Here is a 12,767-nt window from a genome sequence, read left to right as displayed (position 1 = left end):
TCTGCGGTACATATCTGAACGCGTTCCCCTGTAGGAGCGAGGCTTGCCCGCGAAAGCAATCTGACATTCAACACATTTGTCACCCGTTACACCGCCTTCGCGGGCAAGCCTCGCTCCTACAAGGGATCGCCGTGCGGATCCGATTCCTCTTCAACTGGATTATCCCGATGAGCTCTGTGGCGGTTTTCAGCAAAGCCTCACCGTTCGATGCGCTGCAACGCTGGTTACCCAAGTTGGTACTCGCGCCGAGCATGCTGATCGTGTTGGTTGGCTTCTACGGTTACATCATCTGGACATTCGTACTGTCCTTCACCAATTCCAGCTTCATGCCGAGCTACAAATGGGTCGGCCTGCAGCAATACATCCGCCTGATGGACAACGATCGCTGGTGGGTCGCGAGCAAGAACCTCGCGCTCTTCGGTGGCATGTTCATCGGCATCAGCCTGGTGTTGGGGGTGTTCCTTGCCGTGCTGCTGGACCAGCGCATTCGCAAGGAAGGCTTCATCCGCACCGTCTATCTGTACCCGATGGCGCTGTCGATGATTGTCACCGGCACCGCGTGGAAGTGGCTGCTCAACCCAGGCCTTGGCCTGGACAAGATGCTGCGTGACTGGGGCTGGGAAGGCTTTCGTCTCGACTGGCTGGTGGATCAGGATCGTGTGGTTTACTGCCTGGTGATCGCCGCCGTGTGGCAAGCCTCAGGGTTTGTCATGGCGATGTTCCTTGCCGGCCTGCGCGGTGTCGATCAGTCGATTATCCGTGCCGCGCAAGTCGACGGCGCGAGCCTGCCGACCATCTATTTGAAGATCGTGCTGCCGAGCCTGCGCCCGGTGTTTTTCAGCGCCTTCATGATCCTCGCGCACATCGCGATCAAGAGCTTCGACCTGGTGGCGGCCATGACGGCGGGCGGCCCTGGCTACTCGTCCGACCTGCCGGCGATGTTCATGTATTCCTTCACCTTCAGCCGGGGCCAGATGGGCATTGGTTCGGCCAGCGCCATGATGATGCTCGGCGCGATCCTGGCGATTCTGGTGCCGTACCTGTACTCCGAATTGCGAGGCAAACGCCATGAGTAATCAACTTGGCAAACCGGCCCTGAGTTTCAGCCGCGTCGCCATCTACGCCACGTTGCTGCTGGCCGCTGCGGTCTATCTGATCCCGCTGGTGGTGATGCTGCTGACCAGTTTCAAGACCCCGGAAGACATCCGCACCGGCAACTTGCTCAGCTGGCCGCAAGTGATCGACGGCATCGGCTGGATCAAGGCCTGGGACAGTGTCGGCAGCTATTTCTGGAACTCGGTGAAAATCACGGTGCCCGCCGTCCTGATCTCCACCTTCATCGGTGCAATGAACGGCTACGTGCTGTCGATGTGGCGCTTCCGCGGTTCGCAACTGTTCTTCGGCCTGTTGCTGTTCGGCTGCTTCCTGCCGTTCCAGACTGTCCTGCTGCCAGCCTCGTTCACCCTCGGCAAGATCGGCCTGGCCAATACCACCACTGGCCTGGTGCTGGTGCATGTGGTCTACGGCCTGGCGTTCACCACGCTGTTCTTCCGCAACTATTACGTGAGCATCCCGGATGCACTGGTCAAGGCCGCACGCCTGGATGGCGCAGGCTTCTTCACGATTTTCTGGAAGATCCTGCTGCCGATGTCGATCCCGATCGTGATGGTCTGCCTGATCTGGCAGTTCACCCAGATCTGGAATGACTTCCTGTTCGGCGTGGTCTTCGCCAGTGGCGACGCCCAGCCGATTACCGTGGCCCTGAACAACCTGGTCAATACCAGCACCGGGGCCAAGGAATACAACGTTGATATGGCCGCCGCGATGATCGCCGGGCTGCCGACACTGCTGGTCTACATATTCGCTGGCAAGTATTTCCTGCGTGGGCTGACGTCCGGCGCGGTCAAGGGGTAAAACATGGCAACTCTCGAATTACGCAACGTCAACAAGACCTACGGCGCCGGTTTGCCGGACACCCTGAAGAACATCGAACTGAAGATCGATGACGGTGAGTTCCTGATCCTGGTCGGCCCCTCGGGCTGCGGTAAATCCACGCTGATGAACTGCATCGCCGGTCTGGAAAACATCAGCGGCGGGGCGATCCTGGTGGACGACGCCGACATCAGCGGCATGAGCCCGAAGGATCGCGACATCGCCATGGTGTTCCAGTCCTACGCGCTGTACCCGACCATGAGCGTGCGCGACAACATCGCGTTCGGCCTGAAGATTCGCAAGATGCCCGCCGCCGAGATCGACGAAGAAGTCGCCCGCGTCGCCAAGCTGCTGCAGATCGAACACCTGCTCAGCCGCAAGCCCGGACAGCTCTCCGGCGGCCAGCAACAGCGTGTGGCCATGGGCCGGGCCCTGGCGCGGCGGCCGAAGATCTACCTGTTCGATGAACCGCTGTCCAACCTCGACGCCAAGCTGCGGGTCGAGATGCGCACCGAAATGAAACTGATGCACCAGCGCCTGAAAACCACCACGGTCTATGTGACCCACGACCAGATCGAAGCCATGACCCTGGGCGACAAGGTGGCGGTGATGAAGGACGGGATCATTCAGCAGTTCGGCACGCCGAAAGACATCTACAACAACCCGGCCAACCTGTTCGTGGCGAGCTTCATCGGTTCGCCGCCGATGAACTTTATCCCCCTGCGTCTGCAGCGCAAGGACGGTCGTCTGGTGGCGCTGCTCGACAGTGGCCAGGCGCGTTGCGAGTTGCCGCTGGGCATGCAGGACGCCGGGCTCGAAGACCGCGAAGTGATCCTCGGCATGCGCCCGGAGCAGATCGTGCTGGCGGGCAGCGAGCCGAACGGGTTGCCGACCATCCGCGCCGAAGTCCAGGTCACCGAACCGACCGGGCCCGACACCCTGGTGTTCGTCAACCTCAACGAAACCAAGGTCTGCTGCCGCCTTGCGCCGGACGTCGCGCCGGCCGTGGGCGAGACCCTGACCCTGCAGTTCGACCCATCGAAAGTGTTGCTGTTCGATGCGAAAACCGGTGAGCGGCTGGGGGTGGCCGTCCTGCCGAAAACCGAGGCCCACACTGCCAACGTAGCCCAATTCAAAGGCCGCTGAAGATCAAAACTGTAGGAGTCAGGCTTGCCGGCGAACGCGCTTTCAGTGACGCCTTCGCCCGTAGGAGCCAGGCTTGCCGGCGAAGGCGATTTCACGGACGCCTTCGTCGGCAAGCCTGGCTCCTACAAGGGGATATGCGGCGGACAGCCTGTCGTCCACCGCAACCGATGTCACCGCGTTAGATAAAAAAAGTTAATAACAATAAAACGAGGATGTAGGGATGAAGAAGAACAACAACGCTCAGCTTATCTGCCAGTTATCAGCGATTGCGGCAATGACGCTGGCCGGCAGTGTGCAGGCGGCTGACGCGTTCAGCGCCGATTCCGAATGGATGACCGGTGATTGGGGTGGTGAGCGGACCCGGCTGATCGAGCAGGGTATCGACATCAAGATGGACTACGTCGGCGAAGTGGGTGGCAACCTCCATGGCGGCTACAACGACGACAAGACGGCGCGTTACGCCGACCAGTTTGGCCTGGGCGTGGCGTTGGACCTGCAAAAGCTGTGGGGCTGGGATAACACCCAGGCCAAGTTCCAGCTCACCAACCGTAATGGCGAGAACATCTCCAATGACCGTGTCGGCGACCCGCGTGCCGGTACCTTGAGTTCCTCCCAGGAAGTCTACGGCCGTGGCCATATGGTCCGTCTGACCCAGTTGTGGATCAAGCACCAGTTCCTCGACAATAAACTGGACGTCAAGGCCGGTTACTTCGGCGAAGGCGAAGACTTCAACACCTTCCCCTGCGAGTTCCAGAACCTGGCGTTCTGCGGGTCCCAGGTGGGTAACTGGGCGACCAACATCTGGTACAACTGGCCGGTCATGCAAGCTGCGGTCCGCGTGAAGTACAACATCTCGCCCGAGTGGTATGCGCAGATCGGCGCGTACAACCAGAACCCCTCGCAACTGGAGCACGGTAACGGTTTCAAGCTGAGCGGCAGTGGTACCGAGGGCACCGTCTTGCCGGTGGAACTGGTCTGGTTGCCGAACCCTGGCAACCTGCCGGGCGAATACCGTGTCGGTTACTACAAAAGTACGGCCAATGCCGATGACGTCCGTAAAGATGCCGACGGCAATGATGCAGCAACCAGCGGTAACGCCTATCGCAGCCACGATAGCAAGCACGGCTACTGGTTCGTGGCGCAGCAACAACTCACCAGCCACAACGGTGACGCGTCCCGCGGTCTGAACATCGCAGCGAACGCCACTTTTCACGACAAGGACACCAACTTCGTCGACAACTACCAGTCGCTGATGTTTGTGTACAAAGGCCCGTTCGATGCACGTCCAAAAGATGACATGGGTATCGGTTTCGCCCGTATCCATGTCAATGATGACGTGAAGAAAAACGCCGAGCTGGTCAACGCCTCCAATGGTGTTACCGAGTACGAGGATCCACTGTTCTCGCCGCTGCGTAGCACCGAGTACAACTACGAGATCAACTACGGCTTCCACGTTACCAACTGGCTGACCGTGCGACCTAACCTGCAATACATTACTCACCCGGGCGGTGTGGACGAAGTGGACAATGCGCTGGTGGCCGGCTTGAAAATTCAGTCGGTGTTCTAACGTTGTTGCGATAAGCTCCTCTCCATATGCGCATTTTTGCGGACGGCCAAGGCTGTCCGCTTTTTTTTGGGGGCGGCGCACCCCGGGGAACAGGATGATTTTCAGGACCGTGGCACATGCATGAGCATCCGCTACAACGCTTCTACAAATCCTTGCGCAAACGGCCGGTATTCGCGTGGGAGCGCTATCAGATGCGCGATGTGCTGGTGATCGATCATCCGCTGTGTCAGGCGGTGTTCAGTCGGCAGGGCGCGCAATTGTTGCACTTTCAGCCCCGGGACCAGAAACCCTGGCTCTGGTGCGCGGCAAAATGGCCGCATGTCGGGGCGATTCGCGGCGGGGTACCGGTGTGCTGGCCCTGGTATGGTCGCCATCCGAGCGAAAACGCCTGGCCGTCCCATGGCTGGGCCCGGCTGCTCGACTGGAAGCTGCTGGACAGTAGCAGTGACGACGACGGCGTACGTCTGCACTGGCAACTGCAGTTGTGTGACTGGCAAGTGGACTTGCATGCGCACCTGGGGGAGCGCATGGAGTTGCGCCTGTGCACCGAGCATCAGGACAGCCTGCCGTGCCAGTTGAGTCAGGCGTTGCACGCGTATTGGCGTATTGGCGACGTTGGTGAGGTAGCGCTGTCTGGCCTTGACGGGGCGCACGGCTACGACCATTTGAACCGCCAGGTTTGCCAGCAGGATGGCGAGTTGCGAGTCGAGGGCGGCTGTCAGCGAGTGTTTCAGCAGGAAGGGGAGTTGCAGCTCAAGGATCACGCCTGGCAGCGGGCGTTGTGCATCGACACCGGCGACGATGCGGACACGGTGGTCTGGCATCCCGGGTCACGGCCGTTGCTGGGGGTGAGCTGGAACGAAATGGGCGAGTTTGTCTGTGTCGAAGCGGCGAGCGGCGGGACCGACAGCCTGAGCCTGGCGCCGGGGCAGAAAGCGCATTTGAGTTTGCAGGCGCGGGTTGGAGTTTAGCTCAAGGCTTGCGGTGTAGCGGCTTGCCCGCGATGAGGCCCGAACAGGCAGTGAAAATGTTGGCCTAGTTAAACTCATCCCCAATCGGATACCGACTGGCATTCAGGCTTTCCTTGATCTTGCGCAAATGCGGCTGGAAATCCACCCCCCGGCGCAAGGTCATGCCGGTCGCCAGCACGTCCAGCACGGTCAGTTGAATGATCCGCGACGTCATCGGCATATAGATGTCGGTGTCTTCCGGCAACGGAATGTTCAGGCTCAAGGTGCTGGCTTTGGCCAATGGCGAACCTTCAGCGGTCAGGCCCAACACCGAAGCGCCGTTTTCCCGGGCCAGGCGCGCCACTTCCACCAGTTCCCGGGTGCGGCCGGTGTAGGAAATGATCACGAACAACTCGCCGGTATGGGCGACCGAAGCAATCATGCGCTGCATCAGCACGTCCGCATGGGCGGTGACGGCCAGGTTGAAGCGGAAGAACTTGTGCTGCGCGTCCAGCGCCACCGGAGCCGAGGCGCCGAGGCCGAAGAAGTGGATCTGCCGGGCCTGGATCAACAGGTCGACGGCGCGGCTGATCAGGTTCGGATCCAGCGCCTGCAAGGCACTGTCCAATGAGGCGATGGCACTGCCGAAAATCTTCTTGGTATAGGCTTCAGGGTTGTCATCGGCCTCGACCGCACGGCTGACATACGCCGCGCCACTGGCCAGGCTCTGGGCCAGCTGCAGTTTCAGTTCGGGGTAACCGCTGACACCGAACGACCGGCAAAAACGGTTGACCGTCGGCTCGCTGACCTTCGAGGCCTGGGCGAGGGCGGCGATGCTGAACCGGGTGGCCTGCTGTGGGTTGAGCAGGATCACTTCGGCGACTTTACGTTCTGCCTTGTTCAGGTCTTCAAGGCGATTCTGGATCTGCTCCAGTAAATTTCGCACGCGGTCCATATAGGTTCCTTGGCTCTGCAAACAAGAGAGCAATGCAAATAAGGGCCCGGGCTAATGCAAATTGGGACTTTGATCGGGCCCGTCACGGTGGCCTATCCTACTGATGGCTCCGACCGACCACCACTCGGAATCTCTATTTTGGTAAAATGTTGTGGTTATTACTACATTTTCCCTTGAATCATGCCTTGAAAAAAGGTATTTGTAGCTTAACTTGATAAAAGAACAAACATCATGCCTTCGATTACGGTTGAACCGTGCACCTTTGCCTTGTTCGGCGCCCTCGGCGATCTGGCCCTGCGCAAGCTGTTTCCTGCCCTCTATCAACTCGATGGCGCGGGCCTGCTTCATGAGGATACGCGCATCATCGCGCTGGCCCGTGAACCCGGCAGCGAGCAGCAGCATCTGGCGTTCATCGCCGCCGAGCTGCGTCGGTACGTCAATGACAAAGAGCTGGACGAAGCGGTCGTCGAACGCTTCCTGGCTCGCCTGAGCTACCTGCACGTCGATTTCCTCAAGGCTGACGACTACGTCGCCCTGGCCGAAAGGGCCGGCAGCGCCCAGCGCGTGATCGCCTACTTCGCGACACCGGCAGCGGTTTACGGCGCGATCTGCGAGAACCTGTCGAAGGTCGGTCTGACTGAAAACACCCGCGTGGTGCTGGAAAAACCCATCGGTTCGGACTTGGAATCCTCGCGCAAGGTCAACGACGCCGTAGCGCAGTTCTTCCCGGAGAACCGCACCTACCGCATCGACCACTACCTGGGCAAGGAAACCGTACAGAACCTGATCGCCCTGCGGTTTGCCAACAGCCTGTTCGAGACCCAGTGGAACCAGAACTACATCTCCCACGTGGAAATTACCGTGGCCGAGAAAGTCGGGATCGAAGGTCGCTGGGGCTACTTCGACAAGGCCGGTCAGCTGCGGGACATGATCCAGAACCACCTGCTGCAACTGCTATGCCTGATCGCCATGGACCCGCCGGCCGACCTGTCCGCCGACAGCATTCGTGACGAGAAAGTCAAAGTCCTCAAGGCCCTGGCGCCGATCAGCCCGGAAGGCCTGACCACGCAAGTGGTGCGCGGCCAGTACATCGCCGGCCATAGCGAAGGCAAATCGGTCCCCGGTTACCTGGAAGAGCCGAACTCCAACACCCAGAGCGACACCGAAACCTTCGTTGCCCTGCGTGCCGACATTCGCAACTGGCGCTGGGCCGGTGTGCCGTTCTACCTGCGCACCGGCAAGCGCATGCCGCAGAAGCTGTCGCAGATCGTCATCCACTTCAAGGAGCCGTCGCACTACATCTTCGCGCCCGAGCAGCGCTTGCAGATCAGCAACAAGCTGATCATCCGCCTGCAACCGGACGAAGGCATTTCATTGCGGGTGATGACCAAAGAACAAGGCCTGGACAAGGGCATGCAGCTGCGCAGCGGTCCGTTGCAGCTGAATTTTTCCGACACTTATCGTAGCGCACGGATTCCCGATGCCTACGAGCGGTTGTTGCTGGAAGTGATGCGCGGCAATCAGAACCTGTTTGTCCGTAAAGATGAAATCGAAGCCGCGTGGAATTGGTGTGACCAGTTGATCGCCGGGTGGAAAAAATCCGGTGACGCGCCCAAGCCGTACGCGGCCGGGTCCTGGGGACCGATGAGCTCCATTGCACTGATCACGCGGGACGGGAGGTCGTGGTATGGCGATATCTGAATTGAAACTGCCTCAGGGCGTCAGCGCCCATGAGTTCAAGAGCCCGGTGTTGCTCGCCGAAGGCCTGGCGCTGAAAGTGGCCAGGCAATTGAGCGACGCGATCGATGCCAGGGGTACCGCAACGCTGGTGGTCTCTGGCGGTCGCAGCCCGGTGGCGTTCTTCCAGCACCTGGCCAAGCAGACACTGGACTGGTCCAACGTCGTGGTGACCCTGGCGGACGAGCGTTGGGTGCCGGTGGAACACGCCGACAGCAATGCCGGTCTGCTCAAGCGCTACCTGTTGCAAGGCCCGGCGGCCAAGGCTCAGTTTTTGAGCCTCTATAGCGCCACCGCCAATCTCGAACAGGCGGCCGAGCAGGCTGATCGCTTGTTGGGTGAGTTGCCACCGATCGACGTGCTGATCCTGGGCATGGGCGACGATGGCCACACCGCTTCGCTGTTCCCGAACAGCCCGAACCTGGCCGATGCCTTGAAAGTCGATGGCAGCCGGCGCTGCTGGCCGATGCTGGCGCCGACCGTGCCGCATCAGCGCCTGACCATGAGTCGCGCGCTGCTGGCTTCGGCGACGAACACCGTTTTATCGATTTCCGGTCAGTCCAAACTGACCACCCTGAGTGCCGCATTGGCCGGTGACGATGTCGCCGCCATGCCGATTCGCGCGTTTCTGCAACCTACGTTAGAGATTTACTGGTGCCCATGAGCCAAGGATCAGCCGCTATGACAAACACATCCCCGACCGTTTCCATGGCGGACAAAGTTGCCCTGATCGACAGTCTCTGCGCCAAGGCGCGGATCCTGCCGGTGATCACCATCGCTCGCGAACAGGACATCCTGCCGCTGGCCGACGCCCTCGCGGCCGGTGGCCTGACCGCCCTGGAAGTGACCCTGCGTTCGCAATTCGGCCTCAAGGCCATCCAGGTTCTGCGCGAACAGCGTCCGGAGCTGGTGACCGGTGCCGGTACGGTGCTTGATCGCAGGATGCTGGCGGCGGCCGAAGCCGCAGGTTCGCAGTTCATCGTCACGCCGGGCATCACCCGTGATCTGCTCGAAGCTAGCGTCGACAGCCCGATCCCGCTGTTGCCAGGCATCAGCAATGCCTCGGGCATCATGGAAGGCTATGGCCTGGGTTATCGCCGTTTCAAGCTGTTCCCGGCGGAAGTCAGCGGCGGCGTGGCAGCCATCAAGGCCCTGGGCGGCCCGTTCGGCGAAGTGAAATTCTGCCCGACCGGCGGCGTCAGCCCGGCCAACATCAAGAGCTACATGGCGTTGAAAAACGTCATGTGCGTGGGCGGTAGCTGGATGCTTGATCCCGAGTGGATCAAGAACGGCGACTGGGCCCGCATTCAGGAATGCACCGCCGAGGCACTGGCGCTGCTGGACTGATCGGCTTTCACCAAACACCTCGTTGTGTGTTCTACGGCTTTACGGTGCGCTTGGTCGGTGCACCGTTTTTTTTTGCCCGCCAGAAACCCCTACGGGAAACCATGCGATACATAGTTACCGCCTCTCACCCCTCGCCCAGCGTTAACCTGCGTTCTTCCTATCCAAGAGAGAACGTCATGGACGACAACACCTCAGCAGTACCCTCGACACCGGCTTATCTGCTGTCACCCGAACAGATCGCCGGCCCGTATTTCCGCAATCCGAAACTGATCAGAAGAAACATCAGCGAAGGGATGGATGGCATCCCCCTGGTGCTGAGGCTGACGGTAGTCGATGCAACGACGGGCCGGCCGGTGCCTGATGCGCTGGTGGATATCTGGCATTGCAATGCCCGCGGGGCTTATTCAGGCTGGAGCAAGATCGATCCGGACAAAGAGGTCGACGTCGACCGCATCGGCTCGATCCAGCGCACCGACGATGATACCTACCTGCGTGGCGGGCAATTTACGGACAAGAAGGGCATCGTTCGGTTTACCACGATCTATCCGGGGTTTTATGCCGGCCGGGCCCTGCACATTCATGTCGCCATCCGCATCACGGCCGGCAATAACTATCTGCAAGAGCGACACGTCGCCTGGGTCGGTCAGCTGTACCTGCCCGAAGTGGCCTCGCGCTCGGTTCTCAACGCCAGGGAATACAGCGGTCGATCCGTTTCGCCGCTGACCAACGGTGAGGATTTTTTCTATGAAACCATGGGCGGTGAAGCTTCAACGCTGAACGTTCACACGCTCGGTCGAGACTCGAAAGAAGATGGCTTCTTCGGGCAGATGACCATCGGCATCGACACGTTCGCGGTGTCGACGCAGATCAAGCCCGAAGACTTCGACAAGTTTACCGTGTGACGTCAACGCAGCTCGTTCAGCGCCCGAATCAACAGATCAATGTCCGCAGCGGTGGTGGTGAGGCCCGGCGTAATGCGAATGCACGGACCGCTCGCGGCGCCGCTGCGCGCAATGGTGAACAGGTTGTAGTCCTTGAGCAACCGCTCGGCCATCGCCTGTTGATCGGCATGCCGGGTAAAACGCACAGAAGTGATGCCGCAATACAGGCGCGGGTCATCCGGAGTCATGACTTCGACGCCCGACAGTTCGCGTACCGCGCGGACCCAGCGGTTGCGCAGGTAGTTGAGGCGTGCGCCCTTGGCGGCGGAACCGCCCATGGTCCGGTGTTCCTCCAATACCAGCGGCAGGGTCAGCAGCGCCGGAATGTTCGGCGTGCTGTGTGGCGTGCGGGCGCGAATGTCGGTGGTCGGGAAGTGCATCTCGCCCATGTCCGGGTCGATGTCGGCCAGGCGCTCGGGGTTGATGTAGATAAACCCCAAAGTCAGCGGCGCGCCGATCCATTTGTGCAGGTTGTAACCCGCGAAGGAGACACCCAGGTCCTCGAAATCGAACTCGATCTGGCCCAATGCATGGGCGCCGTCGAGGATCACATCGACGGCATGTTCCCTGGCCGCGGCGGCAATCGCCTTCACCGGCATCACCAGGCCAGTGCGATGGGTGACGTGGGTCAGAGCCATCAGTTTGAGGCGCGGATAACGCACGAAGGCGTCGCGGTAAGTGGCCAGCAAACTGTCGAAACTGGCAGGGTGGCCGTGTTCGATCTCGATCACCTCGACCCCGCGATAGCGTGCCAGCCAGCGCATGGCACTTTTGACCGTGTCGTATTCCAGATCGCAGATCAGGACCTGATCGCCCGGCTTGAGCCGGTTGTAGTTGCGGATCAGCGACTGCAAGCCGTCCGAAGCGTTGCGGGTGAGGGCGACGGCGTCCGCGCAGACGCCAACCAGCCCGGCCACTTGCGCACGGATTTCCAGGCTTTCGTCCCGATCGAAGCGTTGGCGTGCGTGCACCGAGTTGCTGCGGTTGATCAATTCGATGTTGCGCTGATACTCCTCGACCACCGTGCGCGACATGCGCCCGAAGTAACCGTTCTCCAGATTGACCGGGCCGGGTTCGATAGCGTAGCGGTCGGCAAAGGTCAGCCAGAAGGCTTCATCACGGGCGCGGCGGGTATTATCGGGCATGGGCTACTCATCAGGGGCAGGTGAGGGGTGGTTCAGTGGCGAGGGGCGGGTTTGCCATGTTTGGCGCGCAGCGGTTCGAGCAACTCCGACAGGCCGTTGTGATCGATTTCCTGCATCAGGGCCAGCAAGCCACCCAGTTCACCGCGGGGGAAACCCTCCCGGGCGAACCAGTTCAGGTATTGGCCGGGCAGGTCGGCAATGATTCGACCCTTGTATTTGCCGAAGGGCATCTCACGGGTGACCAGCAATTCGAGCTTTTCAGGATTCATCTATCAGCCGTCTGGATTCAATCAATCTGGAAAATACAGGCATTCTGCATGCAGGCCAAATGACAGATCATGCAAAAAACGCGGATACAGATTTGCGGATTAAACATAACTATATGAAATATAAGGATTAAGTTGTCAATTCAAAGCTGGCATGCAGGGTGCAATAGCTACTGCATCTTTCATCAACCCGCGAGGAATTGAAAATGACCGACATGAATAAAGAAGCCATCTCTGTACTCAACGACCTGATTGAAACCAGCAAAGACGGTCAGGAAGGGTTCAAGACTTGCGCTGAAGACATCAAGAATCCGGAACTGAAAACGCTGTTCGTGCAGCGTTCCGCCGACTGCGCCGCCGCAGCGGCCGAACTGCAAGCAGCCGTGCGTTCGATGGGCGGCGATCCGGAAACCTCCACCAGTGTCAGCGGTGACCTGCACCGTCGCTGGGTCGACGTTAAGTCCATGTTCACCGGCAAGGATGAAGAAGCCGTGTTGAACGAAGCCGAGCGCGGTGAAGACCATGCGCTGAAGGCTTACAAAGAAGCCCTGGAAAAAATCACCAAGCACAACCTGGTGGGCATTCGTGACGTGGTTGAGCGTCAGTACCACGGCGTGCAACGTAACCACGATCAGGTGAAAGCCCTGCGTAATCAGGCTCGCGCGCGCTCGTAAACGCCCGTTGCCTGTCAAAAGCGCCAGCCAGTCTGGCGTTTTTTTGTGTCTGGGAATGAGTGCTGGACGTCATATAGTTAGCTAGCTAATAATTTGTTCTCGAAGTT

General features: G+C 59.8%; 13 protein-coding genes. 10 read left to right on the top strand and 3 right to left on the bottom strand.

Annotation, left to right across the window (positions count from 1 at the left end):
• The first annotated feature begins 167 nt into the window (after positions 1-167).
• The 5 genes from PMA3_RS23090 to PMA3_RS23070 all read left to right on the top strand — a co-directional run bounded on the left by PMA3_RS23090 (position 168) and on the right by PMA3_RS23070 (position 5,616).
• A complete protein-coding gene (locus PMA3_RS23090) occupies positions 168-1,076 on the top strand; it encodes a carbohydrate ABC transporter permease (protein WP_064679358.1) in 909 nt (302 codons plus the stop codon).
• Positions 1,069-1,914, top strand: a complete 846-nt coding sequence (locus tag PMA3_RS23085) for a carbohydrate ABC transporter permease (protein WP_064679357.1) — start codon at positions 1,069-1,071, stop codon at positions 1,912-1,914. The genes PMA3_RS23090 and PMA3_RS23085 overlap by 8 nt, the downstream gene beginning before the upstream one ends.
• A 3-nt stretch (positions 1,915-1,917) precedes the next feature.
• Positions 1,918-3,078 (top strand): ABC transporter ATP-binding protein, encoded by a 1,161-nt coding sequence (locus PMA3_RS23080; RefSeq protein ID WP_064679356.1) that lies wholly within the window; start codon positions 1,918-1,920, stop codon positions 3,076-3,078.
• A 220-nt stretch (positions 3,079-3,298) separates the two neighbouring features.
• Positions 3,299-4,645, top strand: a complete 1,347-nt coding sequence (locus PMA3_RS23075) for a carbohydrate porin (RefSeq protein ID WP_064679355.1) — start codon at positions 3,299-3,301, stop codon at positions 4,643-4,645.
• Positions 4,646-4,761: 116 nt separating this feature from the next.
• Positions 4,762-5,616, top strand: a complete 855-nt coding sequence (locus tag PMA3_RS23070) for a D-hexose-6-phosphate mutarotase (protein ID WP_064679354.1) — start codon at positions 4,762-4,764, stop codon at positions 5,614-5,616.
• A gap of 64 nt (positions 5,617-5,680) precedes the next feature.
• Here the strand turns inward: PMA3_RS23070 and PMA3_RS23065 are convergent, their stop codons facing one another.
• Positions 5,681-6,541, bottom strand: coding sequence for a MurR/RpiR family transcriptional regulator (locus PMA3_RS23065; RefSeq protein WP_178084775.1), 861 nt, complete (start codon positions 6,539-6,541; stop codon positions 5,681-5,683).
• Between the two features lie 240 nt (positions 6,542-6,781).
• Here PMA3_RS23065 and zwf point away from each other — a divergent pair, with 240 nt between their 5' ends.
• The 4 genes from zwf (at position 6,782) to PMA3_RS23045 (ending at position 10,536) form a co-directional block, all read left to right on the top strand.
• Positions 6,782-8,251, top strand: coding sequence for a glucose-6-phosphate dehydrogenase (gene zwf / locus PMA3_RS23060; protein WP_064679352.1), 1,470 nt, complete (start codon positions 6,782-6,784; stop codon positions 8,249-8,251).
• Positions 8,238-8,951 carry a 6-phosphogluconolactonase gene (gene pgl, locus PMA3_RS23055; protein WP_064679351.1) on the top strand — a complete coding sequence of 238 codons (714 nt, stop codon included), beginning with the start codon at positions 8,238-8,240 and terminating at the stop codon, positions 8,949-8,951. The genes zwf and pgl overlap by 14 nt, the downstream gene beginning before the upstream one ends.
• Before the next feature lie 17 nt (positions 8,952-8,968).
• Positions 8,969-9,634, top strand: coding sequence for a bifunctional 4-hydroxy-2-oxoglutarate aldolase/2-dehydro-3-deoxy-phosphogluconate aldolase (locus PMA3_RS23050; RefSeq protein WP_064679350.1), 666 nt, complete (start codon positions 8,969-8,971; stop codon positions 9,632-9,634).
• Positions 9,635-9,810: 176 nt separating this feature from the next.
• The gene (locus PMA3_RS23045; RefSeq protein ID WP_064679349.1) at positions 9,811-10,536 is read left to right on the top strand and encodes an intradiol ring-cleavage dioxygenase; all 726 of its coding nucleotides are present in this window, start codon (positions 9,811-9,813) and stop codon (positions 10,534-10,536) included.
• Positions 10,537-10,538: 2 nt separating this feature from the next.
• Here the strand turns inward: PMA3_RS23045 and PMA3_RS23040 are convergent, their stop codons facing one another.
• Positions 10,539-11,720 (bottom strand): aminotransferase class V-fold PLP-dependent enzyme, encoded by a 1,182-nt coding sequence (locus PMA3_RS23040; RefSeq protein ID WP_064679348.1) that lies wholly within the window; start codon positions 11,718-11,720, stop codon positions 10,539-10,541.
• 32 nt (positions 11,721-11,752) lie between these two features.
• Complete coding sequence (locus tag PMA3_RS23035) at positions 11,753-11,989, bottom strand: DUF3820 family protein (protein WP_064679347.1); 237 nt, start codon at positions 11,987-11,989, stop codon at positions 11,753-11,755.
• A 203-nt stretch (positions 11,990-12,192) separates the two neighbouring features.
• Between PMA3_RS23035 and PMA3_RS23030 the strand changes: the two genes are divergently transcribed.
• Positions 12,193-12,660 carry a PA2169 family four-helix-bundle protein gene (locus PMA3_RS23030; protein ID WP_064679346.1) on the top strand — a complete coding sequence of 156 codons (468 nt, stop codon included), beginning with the start codon at positions 12,193-12,195 and terminating at the stop codon, positions 12,658-12,660.
• Positions 12,661-12,767: the final 107 nt, after the last annotated feature.

This window comes from Pseudomonas silesiensis, assembly GCF_001661075.1.
Lineage (GTDB): Bacteria > Pseudomonadota > Gammaproteobacteria > Pseudomonadales > Pseudomonadaceae > Aquipseudomonas > Aquipseudomonas silesiensis.
Note: the sequence above shows the minus strand (reverse complement) of the source record. Positions and strands in the feature narration are given on the sequence as shown.

What these genes read in the sequence shown, in the direction of transcription:
- PMA3_RS23090 (WP_064679358.1), top strand. Translation starts at nt 168, where the DNA reads ATGAGCTCTGTGGCGGTTTTCAGCAAAGCCTCACCGTTCGATGCGCTG.
- PMA3_RS23085 (WP_064679357.1), top strand. Translation starts at nt 1,069, where the DNA reads ATGAGTAATCAACTTGGCAAACCGGCCCTGAGTTTCAGCCGCGTCGCC.
- PMA3_RS23080 (WP_064679356.1), top strand. Translation starts at nt 1,918, where the DNA reads ATGGCAACTCTCGAATTACGCAACGTCAACAAGACCTACGGCGCCGGT.
- PMA3_RS23075 (WP_064679355.1), top strand. Translation starts at nt 3,299, where the DNA reads ATGAAGAAGAACAACAACGCTCAGCTTATCTGCCAGTTATCAGCGATT.
- PMA3_RS23070 (WP_064679354.1), top strand. Translation starts at nt 4,762, where the DNA reads ATGCATGAGCATCCGCTACAACGCTTCTACAAATCCTTGCGCAAACGG.
- zwf (WP_064679352.1), top strand. Translation starts at nt 6,782, where the DNA reads ATGCCTTCGATTACGGTTGAACCGTGCACCTTTGCCTTGTTCGGCGCC.
- pgl (WP_064679351.1), top strand. Translation starts at nt 8,238, where the DNA reads ATGGCGATATCTGAATTGAAACTGCCTCAGGGCGTCAGCGCCCATGAG.
- PMA3_RS23050 (WP_064679350.1), top strand. Translation starts at nt 8,969, where the DNA reads ATGACAAACACATCCCCGACCGTTTCCATGGCGGACAAAGTTGCCCTG.
- PMA3_RS23045 (WP_064679349.1), top strand. Translation starts at nt 9,811, where the DNA reads ATGGACGACAACACCTCAGCAGTACCCTCGACACCGGCTTATCTGCTG.
- PMA3_RS23040 (WP_064679348.1), bottom strand. Translation starts at nt 11,720, where the DNA reads ATGCCCGATAATACCCGCCGCGCCCGTGATGAAGCCTTCTGGCTGACC.
- PMA3_RS23035 (WP_064679347.1), bottom strand. Translation starts at nt 11,989, where the DNA reads ATGAATCCTGAAAAGCTCGAATTGCTGGTCACCCGTGAGATGCCCTTC.
- PMA3_RS23030 (WP_064679346.1), top strand. Translation starts at nt 12,193, where the DNA reads ATGACCGACATGAATAAAGAAGCCATCTCTGTACTCAACGACCTGATT.